The organism is Pseudoalteromonas ostreae (assembly GCF_018069805.1).
Classification (GTDB): domain Bacteria; phylum Pseudomonadota; class Gammaproteobacteria; order Enterobacterales; family Alteromonadaceae; genus Pseudoalteromonas; species Pseudoalteromonas ostreae.
In genome coordinates, this window is the sequence record NZ_JAGPYN010000002.1 from 52,706 (window position 1) to 77,708 (window position 25,003).

24 protein-coding genes are annotated in these 25,003 nt (G+C 40.2%); 7 read left to right on the forward strand and 17 right to left on the reverse strand.

What is annotated here, in order from left to right; genetic code table 11:
- The first annotated feature begins 39 nt into the window (after nucleotides 1–39).
- On the forward strand, nucleotides 40–1,740 hold the full coding sequence (locus J7338_RS01460; RefSeq protein WP_210794962.1) for a dipeptidyl-peptidase 3 family protein: 1,701 nt from the start codon (nucleotides 40–42) through the stop codon (nucleotides 1,738–1,740).
- A 67-nt stretch (nucleotides 1,741–1,807) separates the two neighbouring features.
- Here the strand turns inward: J7338_RS01460 and J7338_RS01465 are convergent, their stop codons facing one another.
- Together J7338_RS01465 and J7338_RS01470 are read right to left on the reverse strand one after the other, a co-directional pair.
- Entirely contained in the window at nucleotides 1,808–2,551 is a 744-nt protein-coding gene (locus J7338_RS01465) for a substrate-binding periplasmic protein (protein WP_210794964.1), read from the reverse strand.
- A 49-nt stretch (nucleotides 2,552–2,600) separates the two neighbouring features.
- Nucleotides 2,601–2,996 (reverse strand): HIT domain-containing protein, encoded by a 396-nt coding sequence (locus J7338_RS01470; protein WP_210794966.1) that lies wholly within the window; start codon nucleotides 2,994–2,996, stop codon nucleotides 2,601–2,603.
- Between the two features lie 116 nt (nucleotides 2,997–3,112).
- Between J7338_RS01470 and J7338_RS01475 the strand changes: the two genes are divergently transcribed.
- Complete coding sequence (locus J7338_RS01475) at nucleotides 3,113–5,338, forward strand: S9 family peptidase (protein WP_210794968.1); 2,226 nt, start codon at nucleotides 3,113–3,115, stop codon at nucleotides 5,336–5,338.
- Nucleotides 5,339–5,526: 188 nt separating this feature from the next.
- The gene (locus J7338_RS01480; RefSeq protein ID WP_210794970.1) at nucleotides 5,527–7,164 is read left to right on the forward strand and encodes a methyl-accepting chemotaxis protein; all 1,638 of its coding nucleotides are present in this window, start codon (nucleotides 5,527–5,529) and stop codon (nucleotides 7,162–7,164) included.
- Nucleotides 7,165–7,221: 57 nt separating this feature from the next.
- Here J7338_RS01480 and J7338_RS01485 read toward each other — a convergent pair whose 3' ends face one another.
- The 3 genes from J7338_RS01485 to J7338_RS01495 form a co-directional block, all read right to left on the reverse strand.
- The gene (locus tag J7338_RS01485; RefSeq protein ID WP_210794972.1) at nucleotides 7,222–8,745 is read right to left on the reverse strand and encodes a M17 family metallopeptidase; all 1,524 of its coding nucleotides are present in this window, start codon (nucleotides 8,743–8,745) and stop codon (nucleotides 7,222–7,224) included.
- Between the two features lie 175 nt (nucleotides 8,746–8,920).
- Nucleotides 8,921–9,973: a DNA polymerase IV gene (gene dinB / locus J7338_RS01490; protein ID WP_210794974.1), complete on the reverse strand. Its 1,053-nt coding sequence runs from the start codon at nucleotides 9,971–9,973 to the stop codon at nucleotides 8,921–8,923.
- A gap of 66 nt (nucleotides 9,974–10,039) precedes the next feature.
- The gene (locus J7338_RS01495) at nucleotides 10,040–10,243 is read right to left on the reverse strand and encodes a hypothetical protein (protein WP_210794976.1); all 204 of its coding nucleotides are present in this window, start codon (nucleotides 10,241–10,243) and stop codon (nucleotides 10,040–10,042) included.
- A gap of 146 nt (nucleotides 10,244–10,389) precedes the next feature.
- Here J7338_RS01495 and J7338_RS01500 point away from each other — a divergent pair, with 146 nt between their 5' ends.
- Nucleotides 10,390–10,815: an acyl-CoA thioesterase gene (locus J7338_RS01500; protein ID WP_210794978.1), complete on the forward strand. Its 426-nt coding sequence runs from the start codon at nucleotides 10,390–10,392 to the stop codon at nucleotides 10,813–10,815.
- A 21-nt stretch (nucleotides 10,816–10,836) separates the two neighbouring features.
- Nucleotides 10,837–11,889 carry an aldo/keto reductase gene (locus J7338_RS01505; protein WP_210794980.1) on the forward strand — a complete coding sequence of 351 codons (1,053 nt, stop codon included), beginning with the start codon at nucleotides 10,837–10,839 and terminating at the stop codon, nucleotides 11,887–11,889.
- A gap of 107 nt (nucleotides 11,890–11,996) precedes the next feature.
- Here J7338_RS01505 and J7338_RS01510 read toward each other — a convergent pair whose 3' ends face one another.
- The 6 genes from J7338_RS01510 to J7338_RS01535 all read right to left on the reverse strand — a co-directional run bounded on the left by J7338_RS01510 (nucleotide 11,997) and on the right by J7338_RS01535 (nucleotide 18,253).
- Nucleotides 11,997–12,593, reverse strand: a complete 597-nt coding sequence (locus tag J7338_RS01510) for a fumarylacetoacetate hydrolase family protein (protein WP_210794982.1) — start codon at nucleotides 12,591–12,593, stop codon at nucleotides 11,997–11,999.
- Nucleotides 12,594–12,721: 128 nt separating this feature from the next.
- The gene (locus J7338_RS01515; RefSeq protein ID WP_210794984.1) at nucleotides 12,722–14,683 is read right to left on the reverse strand and encodes a hybrid sensor histidine kinase/response regulator; all 1,962 of its coding nucleotides are present in this window, start codon (nucleotides 14,681–14,683) and stop codon (nucleotides 12,722–12,724) included.
- 19 nt (nucleotides 14,684–14,702) lie between these two features.
- Nucleotides 14,703–15,164 carry a response regulator gene (locus J7338_RS01520; protein ID WP_210794986.1) on the reverse strand — a complete coding sequence of 154 codons (462 nt, stop codon included), beginning with the start codon at nucleotides 15,162–15,164 and terminating at the stop codon, nucleotides 14,703–14,705.
- The gene (locus J7338_RS01525; protein ID WP_210794988.1) at nucleotides 15,165–16,649 is read right to left on the reverse strand and encodes a sensor histidine kinase; all 1,485 of its coding nucleotides are present in this window, start codon (nucleotides 16,647–16,649) and stop codon (nucleotides 15,165–15,167) included.
- Nucleotides 16,650–16,670: 21 nt separating this feature from the next.
- Entirely contained in the window at nucleotides 16,671–16,880 is a 210-nt protein-coding gene (locus tag J7338_RS01530) for a histidine kinase (RefSeq protein WP_210794991.1), read from the reverse strand.
- A 32-nt stretch (nucleotides 16,881–16,912) separates the two neighbouring features.
- Entirely contained in the window at nucleotides 16,913–18,253 is a 1,341-nt protein-coding gene (locus tag J7338_RS01535; RefSeq protein WP_210794993.1) for a sigma-54-dependent transcriptional regulator, read from the reverse strand.
- Between the two features lie 153 nt (nucleotides 18,254–18,406).
- Here J7338_RS01535 and J7338_RS01540 point away from each other — a divergent pair, with 153 nt between their 5' ends.
- Nucleotides 18,407–18,922, forward strand: a complete 516-nt coding sequence (locus tag J7338_RS01540) for an NUDIX hydrolase (protein ID WP_210794995.1) — start codon at nucleotides 18,407–18,409, stop codon at nucleotides 18,920–18,922.
- Nucleotides 18,923–18,941: 19 nt separating this feature from the next.
- Here the strand turns inward: J7338_RS01540 and J7338_RS01545 are convergent, their stop codons facing one another.
- The 3 genes from J7338_RS01545 to J7338_RS01555 are packed head-to-tail and all read right to left on the reverse strand — an operon-like array spanning nucleotide 18,942 to nucleotide 21,095.
- A complete protein-coding gene (locus tag J7338_RS01545; RefSeq protein ID WP_210794997.1) occupies nucleotides 18,942–19,448 on the reverse strand; it encodes a YgjV family protein in 507 nt (168 codons plus the stop codon).
- Between the two features lie 50 nt (nucleotides 19,449–19,498).
- Nucleotides 19,499–20,065: a Crp/Fnr family transcriptional regulator gene (locus J7338_RS01550; RefSeq protein WP_210794999.1), complete on the reverse strand. Its 567-nt coding sequence runs from the start codon at nucleotides 20,063–20,065 to the stop codon at nucleotides 19,499–19,501.
- Nucleotides 20,058–21,095 (reverse strand): NAD(P)H-dependent flavin oxidoreductase, encoded by a 1,038-nt coding sequence (locus J7338_RS01555; RefSeq protein ID WP_210795001.1) that lies wholly within the window; start codon nucleotides 21,093–21,095, stop codon nucleotides 20,058–20,060. The genes J7338_RS01550 and J7338_RS01555 overlap by 8 nt, the downstream gene beginning before the upstream one ends.
- A gap of 190 nt (nucleotides 21,096–21,285) precedes the next feature.
- On the opposite strand from J7338_RS01555, the gene J7338_RS01560 reads away from it, so the two are divergent.
- On the forward strand, nucleotides 21,286–22,662 hold the full coding sequence (locus J7338_RS01560) for an NAD-dependent succinate-semialdehyde dehydrogenase (RefSeq protein ID WP_210795003.1): 1,377 nt from the start codon (nucleotides 21,286–21,288) through the stop codon (nucleotides 22,660–22,662).
- Nucleotides 22,663–22,742: 80 nt separating this feature from the next.
- Here J7338_RS01560 and J7338_RS01565 read toward each other — a convergent pair whose 3' ends face one another.
- From J7338_RS01565 to J7338_RS01575, 3 genes are all read right to left on the reverse strand, one after another.
- Nucleotides 22,743–23,834: an endonuclease/exonuclease/phosphatase family protein gene (locus J7338_RS01565; protein ID WP_210795005.1), complete on the reverse strand. Its 1,092-nt coding sequence runs from the start codon at nucleotides 23,832–23,834 to the stop codon at nucleotides 22,743–22,745.
- Between the two features lie 14 nt (nucleotides 23,835–23,848).
- Complete coding sequence (locus J7338_RS01570; RefSeq protein ID WP_145241208.1) at nucleotides 23,849–24,181, reverse strand: hypothetical protein; 333 nt, start codon at nucleotides 24,179–24,181, stop codon at nucleotides 23,849–23,851.
- A 101-nt stretch (nucleotides 24,182–24,282) separates the two neighbouring features.
- On the reverse strand, nucleotides 24,283–24,690 hold the full coding sequence (locus J7338_RS01575; protein ID WP_210795007.1) for a hypothetical protein: 408 nt from the start codon (nucleotides 24,688–24,690) through the stop codon (nucleotides 24,283–24,285).
- Nucleotides 24,691–25,003 lie beyond the last annotated feature (313 nt).

The following is a 25,003-nucleotide window of genomic DNA, read 5'->3' on the forward strand; positions in this document are numbered from 1 at the left end:
GGTACTTATAATTAAACTTACTTTTTAACAGGCAATATAATGACTCTCAATAAAATCAGCCAAGCACTTATTCTTACCGGTGCCGTTTTTCTTAGTGCATGTTCAGATCAAGCCAGCTCACCTAAAGCATCAACTGACGCTACAGCCCTTACAAAACAACTACAAGATAGTGGCCCACAACTTATTAACGCTGATACTAATCGTCTTGATATCTATACTGACTTTAGTTTAACCACTGATTTATCACATTTAAGCGACAACCAAAAAGGGTTAATAGCCAAACTTATTGATGCGTCTAAAATTATGGATGATCTATTCTGGCGCCAAGCATTTGGTGAAGATAAAACGACATTTTTAGCCAAAATCAATGATCCTAAAGTACAAAAATTTGCAGATATTAACTATGGGCCATGGGATAGATTAAATGGCGATCAAGTATTTTTATCAGGCTATGAAGATAAAACAGCTGGGGCTCAATTTTATCCAGCCGAACTTACGAAAGAAGAGCTAAACAAAGCTGATGTAGCAGATAAAAATGGCCTGTATTCAGTAATTAAACGTGATGAAAAAGGCAAGCTGTATAGCGTTGCCTATTCGGTTGAATATGCTCAATCGCTTGAAAAAGCAGCTAACTTATTACGTGAAGCAAGCAAGCTTGCCGATGATAAAGAGTTTGCTAGTTACCTGAACTTACGTGCAGATGCACTACAAAACGATGATTATCAAGCATCAGACTTTGCTTGGATGGACATGAAGAACAACCCGATCGATATCGTTATTGGGCCAATCGAAACCTATGAAGATCAATTGTTCGGCTCTCGCGCAGCCTTTGAATCATATGTATTAGTGAAAGATTTAGCCTGGTCAGAGCGTCTTGCAAAATTTGCTGCATTTTTACCAGAGCTACAAAAAGGTCTCCCTGTAGATGCCAAATACAAACAAGAAGTACCAGGTTCTGATGCGGACTTAAATGCATATGATGTTGTTTATTATGCAGGTCATTCTAATGCAGGTAGTAAAACCATTGCTATTAACTTACCAAATGACGAACAAGTGCAACTCGAAAAAGGCACTCGCCGTTTACAACTGAAAAATGCTATGCGCGCTAAGTTTGATAAAATATTGGTGCCAATCGCTGAGCAATTAATTGTTCCTGAGCAGCGTAAACACATTACTTTCGATGCATTTTTTGCCAATACCATGTTCCACGAAGTCGCTCATGGTTTAGGGATCAAAAATACTATCACAGGTAAAGGTACGGTTCGTCAGTCTTTACAAGAGCATGCCAGTGCTTTAGAAGAAGGCAAAGCCGATATCTTAGGCTTGTACATGGTTGAGCAGTTACTCAAAAAAGGTGAGATCACTGAAGGAACACTTGAAGATTACTACATCACTTTTATGGCCGGTATTTTCCGCTCAGTGCGTTTTGGCGCATCAAGTGCCCATGGTAAAGCAAATATGATCCGCTTTAACTTTTTCGCAGAAGAAGGCGCATTCTCTAAAAATGAGCAAGGCCTTTACAGCGTAAATATGGAAAAAATGGGCCAAGCAATGGCCAAGTTATCTGGTTTAATCTTAACCTTACAAGGTGATGGTGATTATGAGAAAGTCGATCAACTGATTGCCACACATGGTGATATCAAAGTGGAACTTGCTAAAGATTTAGAAAAACTAAGCCAAGCAAATATTCCTGTAGATGTCACCTTTAAACAAGGTAAGAAAGAGTTAGGTTTAAAATAATATAATTAATACTAAAAAGGCGTTTTAGGGGCTCACCTAAAACGCCTTTTTTAATTCAATATTACTATTACGGGAATGCTAAACCATATTTTTCACTCATTTTTTTTACTTCACCATTAGCAATCATATTATTTAGTTCTTTATTGAATGAGGTAATAAACTCATTTAAATTGCGTTTTTTTGAAAAACCAAAATAGCCCTCATTAACAATTAATGGTGGCTGTAACAGTCTAACTTGATTGACTAATTTCAACTGCTTAATAACGGGCTGCGCGGCTCTTGGATGAGTCACTATAATATCAACACGGTCATGAATTAACTGCAAAAAACTAGCTTCAACAGTACCCACTTCAGAAATTTCTAACTGACTTTTATATTGCTCAAAATCATCACCATAGTTCCAACCTCGGGTTAACCCTACCGATAACTTCTTTAATGTCTCTAAGTTATTATGCCACTGAAATTCATTACTATTTTTGACATAAAAAACCAGCGGGTCTTGATAGAAAGCAGCTTCACTATAAACCATATATTGCTCTCTAATTGTCGATTTATAAGGGCCTATAAATGCATCTGCCTTACCAAGTTCAACCATTTTTAGCGCACGTTTAAATGGTAAAATATCAATTTTAATGTGGCAACCTAAGCGCAGGCAAATTTCACCAGCGATGTCGGCGCCTAAGCCTTCTATTTGACCTTGTTCATTTTTTTCAAGTACCGACGGAAAGGTGGTGCCCACAAAGTAAAGTGTTTTTGCAGCACTGTGATGCGAAAATACACTTAACAAGATAAACAATACAAAAGCTTTCATTTGTTAGTTTGCAACCCTATATACTGAATATAAAATATAATGAACAGTATTAAAAATGTGCTTTTAAACGTGCCAATTGATCTTCACTGTAAGGCACTACGGGATACTGGCCCCATACTGGCGCAGGCCACGCGACATCACTTTTATAGCGGACAATATGGTGAATGTGTAATTGTGGAACCATGTTACCAAGCGCTGCGACATTAAGTTTATCTGGATTAAATACCTCTTTGAGTAGCCTACTTAACTTCGCTGACTCTTGCATTAGCAATATCTGTTCTGGCTCGCTTAGATCAATACTCTCTTTTAAATTCGCTTTACGAGGTACTAAAATAAACCACGGGTATTGACTATCATTCATAAGTAACACTTTGCATAATGGCCAATCGGCCAGTTCAATACAATCACGTGCAAGTTCTGGGGCTAAAGAGAATTCAACGGTCATTTTTATTCCTTACAAATTAAGTGCATTACATTTTCGCTACTTTATAGCATTTAGTTGCAGTTGCCCACGCTTGGCTTTACCATCGTTGCAGTTTTTATTCGAGCGAAGGTAAACACGTGTTAAAAAAAATTAAATACCTCTCATGGGTGCTACCTTTGGTGGCAACAGCCATCACAGTACAAGCTAAGCCTCTTACTTTAGAACGTATTTTTGATGATCCAAGTTTAGCGGGTAAAGCACCTGTACAGCTTCAGTTTTCACCAGACGGCAGCCGAGTTACCTACCTGCAAGGTAAAAGCGACGATTACAACCGTTATGATTTGTGGGAGTATAATTTAAAAGATAACAAAAATCGTATTTTAGTCGATTCTGCGAAACTTTTTTCAGGCCCTGAAAACCTCTCAGATGAAGAAAAAGCACGCCGTGAACGCCAACGTATTTTTGGTAAAGGTATTTTAGAATACAAATGGTCTAAAGACGGTAACGCCTTGTTATTTCCACTTAATGGTGACCTCTATTATTACGAGCTAGGAGCAGGGATAAGCCGTAAACTGACCGATACTGAGGCGTTTGAAACCGACGCACGCTTTTCACCAAAAGGAAACTTTGTCTCGTTTGTCCGTGAACAAAATCTTTATGCGCTAAATCTTAAATCAGGTAAAGAAGTTCAGCTGAGTAAAGATGGCGGCGGTGTGATCAAAAACGCCATGGCGGAGTTTGTCGCGCAAGAAGAAATGGGCCGAATGACAGGTTACTGGTGGTCTGGTGATGAATCAAAAATAGCCTTCACTCGCATTGACGAAAGCCCAGTTAAAGAAGCTATCCGCAATGAAATTTACGCTGATGAAGTGAAACTGTTTAACCAACGCTACCCATTTACTGGCACTAATAATGTAAAAATTCAACTTGCTGTGGTTAAGCTCGACAATCAAAAAACTGATTGGGTAGATTTAGGTAAAGACGAAGACATTTACATTACCCGTGCAAAATGGTTAGAAGATGACAAAACCCTATCATATCAGTGGCAAAACCGCTCACAGCACAACTTAGAATTGCGCTTTTATAACAGCGAAACAACTGAGCAAAAAGTTGCCTTAACAGAAACTAGTGATAGCTGGATAAACTTACATTTTGATCTACAGTTTTTGAAAGACAAAAAACATTTTGTGTGGGCTTCTGAGCGCAATGGCTTTAAGCATTTATATCTATATCGTACCAATGGGAAGTTAGTGCGTCAGATCACCGATGGTGATTGGGTGGTTGATAGCTTAAAAGGTATTGATGAGAAAAAAGGCATTGTCTACTTTGCCGGACGCAAAGACACGCCTTTAGAAAGCCAGCTATACAGTGTTCCACTGTTTAAAAAGGGCGATATTAAACGTATCACTGAGCAAGGTGCTTATCACAATGTGGTAATGGCAAAAGACAGTAAAACTTTTATTGATAACAGTTCATCAGTCAACAAACCAAACTCAGCGGCACTGCGTAAAGTAAACGGTGAATTTGTTACTTGGTTAGAGCAAAATAAACTTGATGAAAACCATCCTCTAACCCCTTATCTTACTGATCTAGCTGAGCCTGAATATGGCACTTTGGCTGCTGATGATGGTCAAGTGATGCACTATCGTTTATTTAAACCTGCAACGGTAAATGATGGTAAAAAACACCCTGTTCTTGTCAATGTCTATGGCGGCCCACACGCACAACGCGTAACCAATAGTTGGCGCAGCAAAAACTTATATTTCCAATATATGGCACAGCAAGGTTATGTAGTGTTCCAATTAGATAACCGTGGTTCGTATAATCGTGGTAAAAAGTTTGAAGATGCCATTTACAAACATTTAGGTGTGGTTGAAGTGGCTGATCAAATCAAAGGCGTCGAGTTTTTACGCACTCTTGATTATGTTGACCCACAACGCATTGGTATTTATGGTCACAGTTACGGTGGCTATATGGCATTAATGGCCATGTTTAAAGCTGGTGATTATTTTCAAGCTGGCGTATCTGGCGCGCCAGTGACCGATTGGGCACTGTACGATACTCACTATACCGAGCGTTATTTAGGACACCCTGATACAAATGCCAAAGGCTATACAGACAGTGCGGTATTTCCATACGCAGATGGCTTAAAAGGGCCATTAATGATCTACCATGGTATGGCCGACGATAACGTATTATTTACCCATGCCACTAAGTTATTCAAACAATTGCAAGATAACGAAAAGCAATTTGAAATGATGACTTACCCTGGTTCCAAGCACAGCTTACGAGGTAAACAAGTGCAAACTCATTTGCATCAAACCATCACTAACTTCTTCAATCGTCATTTTTATGTAGAGTAAGTCTGTATTTACTGTACAAGTTAGACTAAAGGCTGATTGAAAGATTGGCCTTTTTTTTGACTTAATGACAATCCTATTTATTTAAAATAATTTAAACTAAAACAAGGGACAGTTAACTAGATTTTAAAGTAATATTTACTACGCTTAATATATGCGCGCCTACTGCGAGCACTTCTAAAGGATTTTTTATGTCGTACCTACGCCGTTTTACTATTTTTCAGCGCTTAGCTATCTTGGTAAGTTTGGTCGTTATTGGTTTACTTTTTTTAAGTATTACCAGTTTAACTCAGCAATATAGTTCACTCAAAGCAGGCCAATATACGAAAACAAAAAATCTGGTTGAAGCTGCTTATAGTGTTATTACCCATTATCATTCATTACAACAAAGCGGCGAACTCACAGAGCAACAAGCCCAACAAGGTGCACTAACTACAATTGCAAGTATTCGCTATGACAACGAAAATTACTTCTGGATCAATGATTTTCAGCCAGCCATGGTTATGCACCCATTTAAACCCGAATTAAACGGTAAATCACTCAGCAATAGTAAAGACCCTGATGGCGTACCGTTATTTGTTGAAATGGTTAAAATAGTTAAGCAAAGTGGTGAAGGTTTTATCCCTTACAAATGGCCTAAACCAGGTAAAGATCAGCCAGTTGATAAAATAGCCTATGTGAAGGGTTTTACCCCATGGCAGTGGATAATTGGTTCAGGTGTTTATATTGATACAATTGATGACGCTTTTGCCAACTTACGGAATTTAGTTATTCTCAATGCTACTGTAATTATTTTGCTATTAATTAGTTTAAGCTACTTAATCGCCAGAAGTATTTTACTGCCTACTCGGCTTGCTGCAAATATGATGAAAAGTATCTCTCAAGGTGAGGGAGATTTAACCCAAACCTTAGATGAAAATGGTAATGATGAGGTATCGAGGTTATCTCGCCACTTTAACTTATTTACCACCAAAATGCGTGAGTCGCTTAAGCAAGTGGCAAATAATGCCAACAATGTTAACCAGCATGCCCAAACAGTGGATGATGCAAGTAAAACCAATCATTCTTTTATTGAACTACAAAACGATAGCTCAACGCAAGTCGTCGCTGCAATGGAGCAAATGACCCACCAAATTCATGATGTAAGTCGCAATGCCGAAGCGGCTGAACAAGCCGCTAACCAAGCTGCGGTGAATGCATCTGAAGGTAAAGAAGTTGTTGCTAAAACAATTCAAGCCATAGAAACACTGTCCAAAAATATTGAAACTGTGAGTCAAGTTACCGCTGATTTAGCTCAAGAAAGTAATAATATAGGATCAGTACTGGACGTGATCCGCGGTATTGCAGAGCAAACCAATTTACTGGCGCTCAATGCTGCAATCGAAGCGGCACGCGCTGGCGAACAAGGCCGAGGATTTGCCGTTGTAGCTGATGAAGTACGTACTCTTGCAAGTCGCACAGGTAAGAGTACAGAGGAAATTCAGGCGATGATAGCCAAGTTACAAAAAGGCGCACAAGCGGCTGTAGAGGCGGTAACAGCTAGCCAACAATTATCAACCAACACAGTACAACAAGCCGGATCTGCCAATACCTCATTAACTGAAATTGAACGTCTAGTGTCGGTGATCACCGATATGAATGGTCAAATAGCCCGTGCGACGGAGCAACAATCAAGCGCTGCAGATGAGGTGAATTTACGCATTGGTGAATTATCGCAATCAACCGAACAATCTCTGGCTAATACATCACAACTTTCAGATGCAAGTGATAATCTAAAACACAGTAGCCAAGATCTAACTGATGTAGTTAATCGCTTTAAATTAAATTAATTAACAAAAAAGCCCCGTCATTTTATATGGCGGAGCTGTTGTATTTAATGCTGTTAATTATAAGCAGTAACGAGCAAATAAACTGCTGAGGCCTGCTGCGGTTGGTTTACCGTGCTGCCAATCACCACCTTCAACACCACTACCAGCAATATCCATATGAACATAAGGTAAAGGCTGTACTGACTCACTACCATGTTTATCAAGACCACCAACAATGGCTAAAAATGCCATAGGGAACTGGTGACCTCGTGCGGTAACTGCTGATGCTGCATTATTACTTGATAATACGTCATCAGCTAAAGTACGGGGCTTAATAAAATCATAGTCTTCGCGACGACTGCGAGAAACTTCCGCGCCATCAGCCCACAAATCGCCACTGTCAGCAAGCTTACGAGAAATATTAGCCGCTCGTGCAGGGCCATTTTCAACGTATGCACTGTAAGGCCCCATGGCACGAGCTGCGTGTCCGGTTAAGGTTGCGACCGTAAAGATTTCAGGGTTTACTTCTCCTTTAGCTAAATCTTTCATCTCGCTGAGTAAATCTCCCATAGCTAAGCGCCCTTCAGCATCCGTATTACCTATACGAACACGTACGCCCTCACGGCTAGTAATAATTTCATCTGGTACAAAGCAATCAGAACCAATTGAGTTACGAACTACCGCTAAGTAAGCTATGACTTTAACCCCTTGTGGTTGAAAGTCTGCCACTGATTTCATAAAACCTGCAACAGAGGCTGCGCCGCCTTTATCACGGCTCATACCAGCCATATGCCCGCCCACTTTCAAATCGGCACCACCGGTGTCATATACTAAACCTTTACCGACAAACATTAAGGTACGTGTTACTTCACCCTCTGGTACATATTCAAGCTTTACAACCCGAGGGTGATGACGCTCAACCGCATATGAAGCGCGAGCCACGGTACTCATCATCGGGTACTCTTTATCAATCGTGGCAATATCTGCAATCACTGCAACATTGACCTTGCTGCCTTTAAATAAATCCACGCAGTAATCAGCAAAACGTGGTGGCGCCATACGCTCAGGCTCAGTGCCACATAAATCACGAGCAGCATACTGCCCTGCGGCAATGGCATTCACTGCTTTAATTGTTTGCTCATTAGCACCAAACAAGGCTATTTGAGTGATCGGTTCAATGCTTTCACCATGAAACTCGCGCGCCTCAAGCGGCTGCCACAACGCTTGGCAAGCACCAAGATAAGCAACTTCTAAGGCATACTGATAACGGCTATCTTGGCTTGCTTGTGGTAAGTAAATAGCAGGTTTTGTACTGCCTGATGCTTTAGCTTCATTGATAGCTAATTTAGCTGCATCAAAGTAACGACGCACATCATCATAATCACGATTTAATGGACCTGTCGGCGCTAAAATTACCCGTTTAGAATCAACAACAAGCAGCGTTACTTGCTTACCAATGCGTGCATCAACCGCCATTTGCGCTTTAATAGCTTGGCTTAAATTCGGATCGTCTAACTTAGAAAAATTATCGGCAATAATAATAAGCGCATCATGTTTTGCGTGATCTAATTGCGGGGCTGCAACTGCGTGAGGGTATGCCATAAAAAAAGGTCCTGTTGTCAAAAAACATAGGAGCTTATTATCATTGATTTAAATAGCTATTGCCAGCAATGTACTACGAGCTAACATACCACTGGCAACTTGGAGTTACAGTGTAAAATAAAACAGTTACTCACTGCCCACTTATGATTGATTGAACCAAGTAGCGCTCAATATCTTAGTCTAATATACTCAATTGTACATGTTGTTGCGGTTCATTTTTAACTCCTACCCCCACACCGAGTAACCGTACAGGCTGCTGCAAGCCTCGTTGATAGGCTTTGCTCAGCAGCTCAACTAAGATAGTTTCATCAAGTCGGTGGCAAGTTTGATCGGCCGATGTCACCACAAAATTAGCAAACTTCACTTTGACACTGAGTTTATTTATACGTTGCTCTAATTGTTGTTTTGTTAATCGACGTTGAAGCTCAGCCAATAATATTGGCAATTGATCTAAACACGCTTGTAAACTGGTTTTATTATATTCATAGGTATGCTCAACACTGAGCGATTTACGGGTACGTTCTGTGGATACTTTACCAATATGTAAACCGGCACATTTTTGATACAGCGAGACCCCAAAGTTACCAACGTGTTGCTGCATCCAATTAACCCCTTTAGCACGCACATCAGCACCGGTGTATAAGCCTTTTAAATTGAGTTTTTCAAGGGTAACCTTACCGACCCCGGGTATTTTACCCAACGGCAATTGCGCTAAAAAGTCATCCACTTGCTCAGGCAATACTACAAATTGACCATTCGGTTTATTTTCATCACTGGCAATTTTGGCAATAAATTTTATCGGTGCAATTCCAGCCGAAGCAGTTAAACCGGTGGCGGCAAATATATCGGCGCGAATTTGCTCCGCCATTAAGGTCGCACTACCCTGGCATGCATTACTGTCAGTTACATCAAGGTAGGCTTCATCTAACGAAAGAGGCTCGATAAGGTCGGTATAGCGCTTAAATACAGCACGAATTTGCGAAGAGGCTTGTTTATAAACTTGCATACGCCCTGGTACAATCACTAAGTCAGGGCATAATTGTTTGGCACGGTAGTTAGACATCGCAGAGCGCACACCGTATTCGCGGGCAAGGTAATTGGCAGTAGAGAGCACCCCACGGCGACTATTGCCACCAATTGCCAAAGGTACATTAGCAAGCGCGGGGTTATCGCGCATTTCGACCGCTGCGTAAAAGCAATCCATGTCAATATGAATAAACTTTTTCATTCCTCAAACCAAACACTGTATAAATGAACAGCTATTATTCATTAAGTTTGATTTATTAGCAAGTCATCAGCTCGATGATTCTTGCTGTGAAGATTTTTTACGATTAAATAATCTCGCACCGAATAACCAAACAGCACCTTCTAAAATAAAACCAACTACAATTAGTATCACCATCCCAGAAGCATTGCCCATCGCATAACAAACGAATGCTAAACAGATCACCACTAGTTGCGTTAAGCGTTTCGTTATTTTTGCTGTCACTGTATTCATAATTAGCTCCTTTAAATCAGATTAAAGTATTCATTTACGTAACCGTGAGCTACTAAAAATAGCACATATTCACTGTTTTTCTAATTTTCTTGAGCTAAACAGCACCAATTGCTAATCTACGTTTTTACTTTAAAGAACTGTCGAATATGCAATCATTTATAGAACAACACCCTATCCATACAGCAATTAATGTTGCTTGGGGAGAAATGGATGCCTTACAGCATGTCAATAATGTGGTGTATTTTCGTTATTTTGAAACTGCTCGAATTGATTTTTTTAATCAAATAAATTTACTCGAAGATTTACAAACAACAGGTATTGGCCCTGTGATCAGTGAAAATAATGCCCGTTATAAACGCCCGGTCACATTTCCTGATACAGTGTTAGTAGGCGTTACCATCAGTGATATTCAAAAAGAGCGTTTTATGATGCACTACAGCGTATTTAGCCAAGCACAAAATACCTTGACTACATTAGGCTCATCGCAAGTGGTGATGTTTAATTTTAAAACAGGTAAGAAAGCACAATTAAGTGAGCCATTATTGGCTGCATTGCATAAGTACAGCCGATAATCATAAAAGTAAGGAATCATTATGCGTTACAACCCACTTGGTAGTAGTGGTCTCAATGTGTCTCGCGTATGCTTAGGAAGCATGACGTGGGGCGTACAAAACAATCAGGCTGATGCTGATGAGCAAATTACTTATGCTCTTGAGCAAGGCGTTAACTTTATCGATACGGCTGAAATGTATGCCGTACCGCCAACTCCAGATACCTACGGAAAAACAGAACAAATTATCGGTAATTGGTTAGCACGTAATCCAAGTAAACGAGACGATATTGTGCTCGCCACTAAAATTGCTGGCAATGGCCTTGCTTGGGTCCGTGATGGTGGCGATATTACTCGTCAAGCAGTCGTTAATGCGGTTGAGGAGTCATTAAAACGTCTACAAACCGATGTCATTGATTTATACCAACTGCACTGGCCGAATCGTCAATCTCCGCATTTTAGCAAACAATGGCCAGGTATGATCCGTTTTAGTGACGCTAATACAGAGCAGCATACAGCGGGCATGCTCGATATCCTTGAAGGTTTAAATGACTGCGTTAAAGCTGGTAAAATTAAACATTGTGGTCTCTCTGACGACACGCCATGGGGTATTAGCCAATTTTTACGGTTAAGTGAACAACATAATTTACCGCGCATAGTCTCTATTCAAAATGAATTTAGTTTATTGCACGCTAAAGACTGGCCTTATCTAATAGAGCAATGTATTCACGAAGATATTGCTTATTTACCTTGGTCACCTTTAGCTGGCGGTATGTTAAGTGGTAAATATTTAAATGGCGCACGTCCCAGTGGTAGCCGCTGGACACTGGTGCAGCGTAATGGTTTATTCCGTGACACCGCGCAATCGCAACAAGCAATCAGCCACTATGTTGAAATTGCCCAGCAATACCAAATAACCCCAGCACAATTAGCACTTGCATGGTGTGATCAAGTTGATGGCGTTACTTCTTCAATTATTGGTGCAACCAGCTTGGTGCAGCTAAAAGATGACATTGCCGCGTTCAATATCGAATTAAGTGAACAAGCTTTAACTGATATTGGTAATGTATTTAAGCAATACCCAATGCCATTTTAATCAATACAGCTCAATCATTATCAATGCTTGAGCTTTCTATTGGGTTGAAGTACTTGAAAAGACCTTTGTGGAATTCTGTCCTCAATATCAACAACAAGTATTAAAGCTTACTCCGCCACCCATTCTTGCTGAAGCAACAAATTTGAGCCCAAGTGTAACTGAGCAATAAATTTACTTTCTGCGTTCACAGCTCCCACCCCTGCAGGTGTGCCAGTCATGATAATATCGCCATCAATTAAAGTCATAAACTCACTAACTTGAGCTGCAATAACCGCAGGCTTATAAAGCATTAACTCAACGCCACCTTGTTGGCGTACCTTATTATCTATCATCAAGGTTAAGCTTAATTCCTCGATAGCTTGTTCGTCTATTTGTACAAACTCACTGAACAATACCGAGCCATTAAAGGCTTTCGCGCGCTCCCACGGTAAACCACTGGCTTTTAATTTACTCTGTAAATCTCGCTTAGTTAAATCCAATCCCACCGCCACAGCAGCTAAACAGCCATTTTTAACTTGAAAACAAATTTCAGTCTCAAAATGTAATTGCTCATCCTTATGAGTACTCATCAAGGTATCTGTTATCGCACTTGGGGGTTTTAAAAATACCACCATTTCGTCTGCCACTTGATTACCAAGCTCAGCAATATGCGCAGCGTAGTTACGGCCAATACAAATAACTTTTGAGGGATTAACTGGTTTCATTTCGATCTTTCCTATTTCATAAATACAGACAAGACTATTTTTTGTGACGTGTATTAATAATTATTTTAATGAATTACCGTTACAAACATTATTTGAGCCAGAACTGATCGTCCGTCAATTAATTATTACTAACCCTCAATAAGCTGGGTTAGTAATGCTAAATTAATCGGTTTGAGTAATACTTGCTCTATCTCAAGGAGTTCAATTTGCTTCGGATCAGGCTGTATACCACTGACGATTACTCGCTTTAAATCTGGGTAATACTGCTTTGTATAACGAGCTAAATCTAAGCCACTGCCATCAGGCAAATGCATATCTAATAACACCTTATCAAATTGAGAGTCATTTTTTAGAATTGCTAAAGTATGTTCATAGCTGGTTGCAACAACGGTTTCAACACCTAAACTTTCCAGTAATAACTGGGTAATTTGCGCCGCGTCAGCATCATCTTCAACCAATAAAAAGCGCGCACAATTTTGCACTTGCGCTGGTTGCGCTAATTTATCAACTGGCTTCTTAGTCGCCATAGAGTAATTGGTTAGGCACTGATAAAGTAAGCTTGAATCAACTGGTTTGCCTATCACATCGTTAAAGCCCAGCGCCAATAACTCGCTCTGTATACCTTTCATCGTGGCAGCAGTAAGGGCAATTATTGCGCCCTTAAAACCCATTTTTCTAAGTTCAATAGTGGCTTCTTTCCCCCCCATCACTGGCATATGAATATCTAAAAATATAATGTCGTACGGTTCACCTTGCTGTTGTGCTTTAGTTACCTTATCAAGTGCTTGCTTACCGTGTTCCGCATAATCAACCTGTGCACCAGCAGAAGAGATCATATGCCCGACTAACACCCGTAAATCTCGTAAATCATCCACCACCAATACTCGGCCACTGACTTTACAGGGCGCCATTTTTTGCTGCATATTAGGCGTTAAATCAAGTTTTAATACACTGCGCTCTACATATTGAATATTGCCTGGATATACTGAAATAGTAAATTTAGAGCCATAATCTATTGAAGACTCCAATGTGATCCCGCCCTGCATGCGATTCAACAATTCAGAGCAAATAGCTAAACCTAACCCCGCGCCGCCAACTGAGCGCGATTCTACATCGGCTATTTGTTCAAATGGTTTAAATATGAGCGCTTGTTTCTCAGGGGCAATGCCCATTCCAGAATCCTTAATACTAAAAAACAGCATTTCACGGCCATCAATAACTTTTGTCCATGCGCGAACAATGATATCGCCTTGCTCGGTGAACTTAATCGCATTATTGATGATATTAATTAAAATTTGCCTAAACCGTGTCGCATCAATGCTAATAACAAGAGGCAGTGGTTGTAATGACTCAAAATGCAGCGACAAGCCTTTATCCAGCGCTGATACTCGCATTAAGGTAAACACATCAGCCATTAAACTATCAAGGTTGACATCACTGCAGCTGAGTTCCAATTTATCAGCAGCTATTTTTGATAAATCGAGAACATCATTTAACAAGCTAAGTAGATGCTTACCATTACGATAAATAACCCCTAACTCATTATTGGCATGATTGTTAAATTCACTTTGCATAAGTAACTCGGTATAGCCCAAGATTGACGATAACGGAGTACGTAGCTCATGGCTTAAATGTGCTAAAAAGCGGTCTTTAGAACGATTTTCGGCTTCTGCTTTGAGTCGTTCAAGGCGTTCATCTTCAACATCGCGTCGGGCTAATGCGTAACGAATAGAGCGGGCAAAGCGACTTGAGCTCATTTCACTTTTTACGAGGTAATCAACAGCCCCAGCATCCAAAGCGGCTAAATCAAGGGCGTCGTTTGATTGCCCGGTGAGCATAATGATAGGACCATTAAAACCATTTTCTACAGCTTGCTTTAATACTGCTAAGCCGTCTGAAGCCCCTAAGCGGTAATCAAGCAGGCAAATATCGTGCTGATTTTTACTCAGCACCTTAACTGCCTGCTTGGGATCACTGATCCACTCTATATCAAATGTATGCGAACTCAGCTGCTCTAGATAATCACAGGTTAAAATATAATCATCTTCATCGTCTTCAACAAGTAACAGTCTGGTTGCCTTATTTAACATAGCGTCTCCAGTTTTTTATTTAATCATTAAACGTATTAGGTAACTCTACAAACTCCACCCAGTACTTACCCAAGGTTTTCATTAGTTCTACCAAGCCATCAAACGTAACTGGTTTAGTAATATATGAAGCCGCGCCTAAATCGTAGCCCTTAACCATGTCTTCCTCTTGCTTAGACGTGGTTAAAATAACAACCGGAATACCTTTTAAGTTTGGATTGCCTTTAATCGCTTGCAACGCTTCGCGTCCATCCATGCGTGGCATATTCAAATCCAATAAAATCAATCCAGGTCGTGGCGATGAGCTTTTGTCTTCAAACTTACCTTTGCGCTCTAGGTACTCCAAAAGCTCCACACCATCTTCAACAAAGTATAACTCGTTTAATACGCGGCTTTCAGCGAGTGCATCTTGCGTTAATAAACGATCATCTTCATCGTCATCAGCCATTAAAATGGTGATTGGCTTTACTTTAGAAAATGGCATTTAAGCCTCTCCTTGCAATGTGAAAAGTTCGCTTTCCACAGGTAGTTTTATGATGAAGGTTGCTCCCTCACCGGTTTCACTTTGTGCCGTTATCGTACCACCGTGACGCTCTACAATACGTCGGCACACGGATAAACCAATCCCCGTGCCTTTATATTGCGAACGCCCGTGTAAGCGCTGAAACGGAACAAAAATTTTGTCGCTATATTCTGGTGAAAAACCAATACCGTTATCTTTCACTGTAATGATTTGCCATTCCAGCTCAGTATTATAATCATCACTAAATTCTTTATGATGCTTATACTCAATAGTGATAATTGGTGCTACATCTGGGCGCCTAAATTTCACCGCATTTGAAATTAAGTTCAGAAACAGCTGCTGTATTTGGCTCAGATCAGCTTGTATTACTGGCATTTCGCCCACCTTGACCTGCGCATTTGACTCTTTAATCGCAATTTCTAAATCGCTTAGTACATCATCAAGCACTTGCTTTAAATCCGTATCGGCAAAGTCTTTACCACGCGTTGTCACCCGCGAAAACTCTAACAAGTCATTAATTAAATTAGACATTCTTTGCGCTGCATTTTTCATACGCGCAATGTAATCAACGCCTTTTTCACCCAGCTCATCTTTAAACATGCTTTCTAAGCGATCACTAAAGGCCTGAATTTTACGCAGTGGCTCTTGCAAGTCATGACTCGCCACAAAGGCAAACTCTTCCAGTTCACGGTTACTGCGACTTAGTTCATCGGAGTACAAGGTGAGCTCTTGAGTGCGTTCGGTCACTTTACTAGCCAGTGTTTCGTTTTGATATTCAAGTTCTTGCTGGTATTTTGCCGCCGTACGTAAATTAATACGCGTAAGCATAAACATGCCAAGGATCAATAAAGCACTGGTCACGGCAGTAATTGCAAAAGTAAGTTTGGCTTCTTTTTTAATTTGCCCTAACTTTCTAAACTGTACTGTTTTGAAAGCAGACTCCGCATCTTGAATTTCATCAGCTAACACTCTAATTTGTTCATAAAGCTTACGACCTTGATGCGTTTCTAATAAATAATGAGCACGGCGCTCTCTATCTGCTAACGCTAAATCAACGGTTCTGGTTAATACCGCAACTTTATCGTCAACCAAAAAGAGTAAGCGTGCTACTTTTTCTGCTTGACCTGCAATCTCAGTACGTAAATTTTTAACCAGTGTAGCTTGTGAATTGAGCTGCATTATAGCGTCGTTGTAGGGGGCTAAATAATCTTTATCGCCCGTTAATAAGTAACCACGTTGTCCTGATTCTGCCTGCACAATTGAAAGATGAAGCTTCTCAATTGCGGTGTTTAACATATTAGTATCATCTAAACGCTGTTGGGTTTGAGTCAGGCTTTGAATGGTATTCATTGCCAAAATCGCATTTCCCACCACTATGCACAGCAGCACCGCGATAAAACTGGCCCAGGTTACCTTAACCTTACCTTGTTGCTTTTGCAGCTTCATTTATAATCCTTTGATATTATCTTATTCAACAACATCTAGATTCGATATTTGTTCCAAGCTGTCACTGCATTGCTGACAATTACTTATTATCTTATCAAGTGCTGCCAAGGCTTTTTCTTTTGGCATATCATTTTCTAGCACTAATTTGATCAATTCTGCATTCATCGATATACGATTCAGTGGTCCGCGTGCATCATGAATCAACTTATTAATTTTATCGTTATTAGCCATGCTACCCCTTTGCTGATTTACGTGGGTTTAATTTAGCTATACTCGCCAATGCCACCATAGGCATTTAGACGGTTGTATAGAGTTTTAGTGCTTATACCTAGCATTTGCGCTGCAAGCGTTTTATTACCTTGTACTTTATCTAACGTAGCGTGGATCAGCTCTTTTTCAACTTCTTCAATAGTTTGCCCTGCAGTCACTTGATTTGTTTGAGTTTGCTTATTCACCCGTGAAAACGGTGACTCTAGGTTATCAGGCAAAGTAATCGCTTTACCTTTAGGATCACTCATAATAAAAGCACGGTGAATACCGTGGCGCAGTTCACGCACATTACCTGGCCAATCATAACTTTCAAGTAACTTTAATTGTGCCGATTGCCATTGAAAATCGGTGTTATTTTCTTCATTTAATTGATTTAAAAAAGCATTGGCTAATAAGGCAATATCTTCTTTTCTTTCACGCAGGGGTGGAATATCAATAGGAAATACCGCTAACCGAAAGTAGATATCTTCACGAATAACATTATTTTGTGCCAAATCAACCAATGAACGATTCGTAGCAGAAATAACTCGGCAATCTACCGCGCTTTCGCGACTACCCCCTACTCGAGTGACTTTTTTAGTTTCGAGCACACGCAGTAAATTAGGTTGCATATCTATCGGCATTTCAGTCACTTCGTCTAGAAATAAGGTTCCGCCGGTTGCTTGTTCAAACACCCCTTCTTTACGGGCTATTGCGCCAGTAAAAGCGCCTTTTTCATGGCCAAATAATTCGCTACCAATAAGCTCTTTCGATAACGCGCCGCAGTTAGTAGCCACCAAAGGTCCTGTACATGCGCTAGCATTATGAATCGCTTGCGCGACAACTTCTTTTCCAGCACCACTTTCACCCATTAACATTACATTGGCGTTGGTGTTAGCAACGCGCTCAATCATGGTATACAAGTGTTGCATTTGCGGCGATTCGCCTATTAAGGTGCCAAAATGCTTTTTAATACTTGGTTCGGCTTTTTTCTTAGCCGTGGTTTTTTTAGGGTTGAGAAGGCGCTCAATATCTTCACGCTGTAAGGGCTTAACTAGATGACCAACGTTAGGCTCACACATTTCAGCCAACTTACCTTTGACTGAAGGATGACCTGAAATAAGGGTTATTTTGGGTTTTTGACCAATACTTTTAAGGTGATCTACCAAATGTAAACCGCTTCCATCAGGCAGCATAAAGTCTAACAATACATGGTCAAAAGTATTATTTACAAACCACTGCTCAGCTTCTGCTAAATTAGCTGCAGTATTAATGTTATGTCCTAAAAACTCTACGATATGACAAACGACATCACTAAACTCGCTATCATCATCAACTAACAGTATGTTTAACATGATAAATCCCTATGCTTATTATCATTGCCCAGCCTCACATCTTAACTGCCTTATTCTACAAAATCGATGCTTAACTGGAAATTTACGTTACCTCAATAGATTTAGATCTTTTTTAAGATATAATTTTTAAACTAAATTTTAAGGAACATTCTGATGCGCTTACTTAAAAGCACCGTTCATCCCAGTGTGAGTGCCAGCGAACCACGTCAATTTACTCGCCTAACGAGCCGTGCTATTGCCTTAAAAGGCAGTAATATTTTACTAATGTTCACTGCCCGCTATGAGGACTTTAGCTTGCCTGGCGGCGGCGTCGATAAAGGTGAAAGCATACAGCAAGGATTAATCCGCGAGCTACAAGAAGAAACTGGCGCGCAAAACATCAAAATACTGCGTGAATTTGGGCTTTATGAAGAATACCGCCCTTGGTATAAAGACGATTTTGCAGTGATCCATATAAAGTCTTATTGCTATTTTTGTAGTCTTGATACGCAATTAGGGCAAGCCCAACTAGAGCATTATGAGCAACAAAATGGCATGATCGCTAAATGGGTTAACATTCATGATGCTATTACTCATAATGAGCGAACGCTGGCAACCAGTGATAAACAAGGCCTATCAATCCTGCGCGAAACCTATTTACTAAAAGAGATTGCCAAACAACTTAAGTGAGTGCCGCACTCTAAAGAAGCTAATCTACCGCTTTAGCTTCTTTAGGCCAACAATAAAAGCGCCATAACCCAACTAAATTACTGAGCAAAAACAAGCATTCCATCAACACTGCCATCGGTGAGCCCACCAGTATGTTATGGCTTATCCACAATGCAGTGCCGAATACCATAAATAGTCGCAACAACACATCTCGCGATTGGAAAGAAGCAAACGTCTGTATTAATGTTGCAAGTAATGCCAAACCACTTAACCAATCCTGCCAACTCAATATAACAGCCACAGTGCTTAACAACATAAACCCCAGCATTGCCCACTGACTACGATTAAAAATACAATAAAAATAACGAACTGCGGCAATTAACATTAATAAACCTGCACTTATTTTATCCAACAAAAAAAAGTGCGCTGCAGTCAATAACACAGAGCTGAATAAACACAGCAATATTAATTTCCGAGATTTAAATTGAAATGATGCTAAATCTAAAAAAGTAGCGATAACGACTAAACATTGTGAAACTAAAAACATACTGACTCCTGAAAAAACAGCAGTCTAATTTAATTTAGCCTTACAGCGCCTTAACTTAAGTTAAGGCGCTGGCGAATTCGAGATAAAGAAATCGCAGAGATGCCAATATACATCGCCACTTCGGTTAACGTTAATTGTGCCAGCCAATGTGATTTTTTCGCCAATAAATAACGATAGCGTTGCTCTGGAGTATTAAGCAATAAAAAAGCTTCTTTGGCTTCTTTAAATACTAATTGCTGGGCTACTAACTGTTGCTTTAGTGGTTGCCAATCAGGTTGATCTAACGCAGCGAGAGGCACTGCAATTAACTGCGCGGTCTTAACCACTTGTATCTGATAAAGCGCTTGAGAATCTGTAAGCCAGTTACCATATAAAAGCGCTAATTCATCTTGAAAATAAAACTCTTTGCATTTTTGCCCGCCCTCTGCTGAAATGTGTAATGCAGCCAGTACCCCTTCTAATATTAAATAGCCATATTGCTGCTTTTCGCCCTGCTGTAACAGCACCTCACCGCGAGAAAATGTTTTCACCGCAAATTGCGGCTGACATTTAACAAGCAAATCATTAGCCAATGCATGATAACTATCACCTAACGGTAACATCGCTAAATTATGCATTGGCTGGCGCTAACAGTTCAGTGATTTCTGCAGCGCTTAAAGCATCTCTAATAATGTATTTTTGCCCGCACCATAACGGCGAAAAATCACTTTTGCCTTGTGCTTCGGATTTAGCTCGCAATGCACTTAGCGCAAGACTAGCAAACGGAAATGCAGGGGCTTGCTGTGGCATAGTGCCAAGCTCGCGCATAACACGGTTTTCAATCCCTCTGGCAGCACGCCCAGAAAAAACCGTAGTTAAAGCCGTTTTATCAGTTCCCTGTTGTAAAATAACCTCTCGATGTAGCGCTGAAGTAGTTGCCTCTTGGCACAACAAATACGCACTTCCTACTTGCACCAACTCAGCGCCTAGCGCATACATCTGCATTACATCTTCTGTGGTTGCAATACCACCTGCTGCAATGATGGGTACATTTAGTTCAGCCACGCATTGCTCGACCAATACCGCGCTAGGCTGCTGTAAACTTAAGTCCATTGATAAAAAGTGCCCTCTATGACCACCCGCTTCTAAACCTTGTGCTATAACAGCATCGACCCCATTAGCTTCTAGCCACTTAGCTTCATCAACAGTGGTCGCCGTAGAAATCACTTTGCCACCCCAGCTTTTAATTTGTTGCACAATTGCCGCCGCTGGTAAGCCAAAATGAAAACTGACTACTGGGGGTTTAAAAGGCGCTATCAGCGCGACTGTATCTGCATCAATTGGCTGACGGGAAGCCGCCATCCCTAACGTTGTGTCATCAATATCCAGTTCTGTAAAATAAGGCGACAGTAATTGGTGCCACTGTTGCTTTTGCAACTGTGTATAGCTGGCAGGCGTATGGCAAAAGAAGTTGAGGTTGTAGGGTTTATCAGTTGCTTGAGTCAAACAGCTGAGCTCACTCAATAATTGCTCTTTAGAGAGCATCGCACAGGGTAATGAACCTAAGCCACCGGCGTTACTCACCGCAGCCGCTAAACGAAAATCTTGCACACCCGCCATTGGCGCCTGAATGAGGGGTCGTTGAGTATTAAATAAAGATAACGCCATCACTTTCTCCTTGTAACTTTTTCAGCCACCAGAACTTTTTACCGATACAAAAATAATAGCTGAGTAAAAATAATAATGAAAAAATTAAAAGCTGTTTTATAGCAACAACTTAAAATAATTAAATAGTTTAGCGCAGAGTTGGTGTTAGCTTTGCACTTCTTTACTCAATATTATTTGTAAGGAGATGAAAATGACTAACACAGTATCGACAATTAATCCTGCCACTGAACAAACTATTGCAGACTATACCTTGCTTGACTTAGCACAAGCAAAAAATGAAATAGATAAAAGTCATGATGCCTTTTTACAATGGCGCCATACTTCGCTAACTGAACGAGCCAAACACCTAAACAAATTAGCGCATGTATTTGAGCAACAAAAACAGTCACTCGCAACGCTGATGACCCAAGAAATGGGTAAACTATACGAGCAAGGGTTACAAGAGGTGGAGCTTTGCGCAGCTATATGTCGCTACAGCGCCGAACATGGCCAAACAGTATTAGCGGATGAAGAACGCCCGATGCAAAATGGCCGCGCTATCATTAGCTATCAACCAACCGGTGTATTACTGGGTATTCAACCGTGGAATTTCCCACTTTATCAGGTAATTCGTTATGCGGTGACGAACATTATGGCGGGCAATACCGCAGTACTAAAACATGCTGGTAACGTGTTTGGTATGGCTGAAAAAATCGAAGAAATGTTCACTGATGCAGGTTTCCCTAGTTATGTATTTAAAAACCTACTAATTGATGGCAAAACAGCCAGTGAGCTTATCAGTCACTCTGCAATTCGTGGGGTTACATTTACCGGCAGTGATGGCACGGGTAAAAAAGTGGCCGAAGAAGCTGGCAAACACGTTAAAAAGACTGTGCTAGAACTTGGCAGTAACGACGCTTACTTGGTACTTGATGATGCAGATTTAGAGTTGGCAATTAAAACCTGTGTCCAAGGGCGTATGATCAATAACGGGCAAACCTGCGTATCAGCAAAACGTTTTGTGGTAGTTGACTCATTATATGATGAATTTAAAGCAGGCATTGTTGAGCAGTTCAAAGCGATGAAGCTTGGTGACCCTATGGACGAAAACACCGATCTTGGCCCAATGGCACGCGAGGATTTAAGAGACAAAATTCATAAACAAGTAATGCAATCAGTTGAAGCTGGTGCGTCAATTGTGACTGGTGGCGAAATACCTAAGCAAACGGGTTATTTCTATCCAGCCACTTTACTCGAAAACTTATCACCAGATATGCCTGCTTATGATGATGAATTATTTGGCCCAGTCGCTTCTCTTATCAAAGCCAAAGATAACGAAGATGCCATGCGTATCGCTAATGACTCACGTTATGGCTTAGGTGGCGGTATTTTTTCTAAAAATGAAAAGAAAGCCATTGAGCTTGCTAACAAGCATTTTGATACTGGTATGGTTAACATAAATGGTTATGGGCTGGCTCAACCAAACTTACCATTTGGTGGTGTTAAAGACAGTGGTTATGGTCGTGAGCATGGCGGTTTTGGTATGAGAGAGTTTGTTAATATCAAAACCATTATGATCAATAGCTAATAACTCTCAATAAAAAATACTCTAAAGGGCCTTAATTGGCCCTTTTTTTATGACTAAATAAATTAAGTGTACAATAACTGTTATTCACTATATTTTACTTCATCATTAAAGGTAAGCACTTCTCGGCTAGAAGTATTCTGCATTTGCAATTCATTAACCGCCTTTTGAATATCCATGTCATCATCTAGTTGCTGATTGCTGTTACTAGGTTTGTGCACTAACTCGGTTAAAAGAGCAAAATGATCCGAGCCATATTTCTCTAACCGTTTAATGCGTTTAACAGTAAAGCCATGGCTATGGAATAAATGATCGAGCGGCCAGCGCATAAATAAATACCCAGCATGAAAGGTATTAAAAAAACCTCGGCCTTTGCGTGGATCTAAAAAGTCACTGATTTCCATAAATAAACGGGTACTTCTTGACCAAGCAACGTCATTTAAATCGCCGGCAACAATTGTTGGACGTTTGTTGTTCTTTAAAGCCTTAGCAAGCAAAATAAGTTCGGTATCTCGTGGCCTAGAGGTATCTTCTTCAGTAGGACTTGGAGGAGCAGGATGAATAAAATGACCTTGTACTTCAAGACCTTCTGTATTTTCAAATAGAACGTGAATTGAGGGAATATCGTTTTCTACAAGCTCACATACTTGTTGTTTTTTTATCTTATATTTACTGTATAAATGCATGCCGTAGCGATTATCTTTCGGGCAAAATATTTTGTATGGATAATCTTCTTCAATGGCTGCAAGTTGCTGTTGCCATTTAGTATCTGACTCAAGCGTAATAAGTAAATCTGGCTGGTGTTCATGGACTAAATCTATTAAGTCTTGGTAGCGAGTGTTCGACATCAACACATTAGCCGACATAATACGAATACTATGCCCACTGCCTGCGGGACTTTGCGCCACTTCTTTTTTAGCAAGCCAAGTATAAGGATATATCCATTTACCTTGAATAAGCAAAATTACAGTTGCCATGATTAGCGACGATACAACCAAAGGCGATAGTCCACTTAATGCAAAATAAACACCTAAAAGCAACCCAGCCAATGCAAGATAAAAAACCTGTAAACGAACAAAGTCGCAACTACGAATTAAATAATGCTGGCTGAAAGACATAGGTAAAAGTGTCACAACTAATAACACACTTAATATACTTACCAGCACAATTAGCATTCAATAATCCTTTATTAATAACGACTTAAAATTGACAAAATTTCGCGAGTATCATGCACCATATGAATGATGGTATCGTCTATTTCAATCGTAATACGACCATCACGGTCTATCGGTTTTACTACTCGACCATGGCGATAGATATCGTAATCTAATCTGTCACCTTTGTGGTACTTTTTTTGCCAACCAGGAGGCAATTGACCACCATTATCAACTTTTTTTTGTAATCCTGGCGGTAAACTCCCTTTACCTTTATTTTTGTCTTTGTCATGGTTATCATTTTTTGCAAAAGCTGCGCCGCTGCACAGTACTAAGCCAAGCAAAGCAGTAGATAGAAGTGCTTTCATATTTTACTCCCTATTTAGTTCATTTAAAGAATAGCAATAATTCATGAACTCGTTATGAAGTAAATTAAATAACCGACATCAAGTTGTGACTTGGTAAAAATTTAGTGACGAGTAACAATAGAGAGAATCTCTCGAGTGTCATGCACTAAATGAATTAGCTGATCATCAACTTCCAATAAAATTATCCCCTTACGGTCATGACTCTCAACAACTCGACCACGGCGGTAAATATCTCTATCAAGGCGATCGCCGCGATGATATTTTTTATACCAACCCGGCGGTAAGCCATGCCCGTAGCCTACTTTCTTGTATAAACCCGGCGGCAACTTTTTATAATCTGCTGACTTATGGTGTTTTTTATAATATTTTTTATGGTACTTTTTATGCTCATGATGATGCTCATGGCGATGTTCATAACGATCATGTTCGCGCTCGTGCTTAGCATTTGCTGCAAACGGTAATAGGCTCAAACCAAGTACAGCCAAAGACAGGGGGATTAATTTATTCATAGCTACTTCCTAGCATAATCTGTGTGGATAACTAAAGCCTAACAAGTCAGCCTGAATGAAAGATGAAAGGAATTGTAAACTTTGTAAAGGTAGTGAGTGCTTACAGTTTTGTGTTTTAACAAACATTTAGTTAGCTATATTAAAGAGAATAAATAAAATGCTGTAAAACAATAAATAATAAAAACTGGCTGACAGCTCACAACATATTCGTATATTATTAACTCACTTACCTTATTAGAGTTTGCGCATTAATGAATAACTAACACCTGTTGAAATTCGTTTTATTTTTTGAATTTACAGGGTTAGTGGGCGC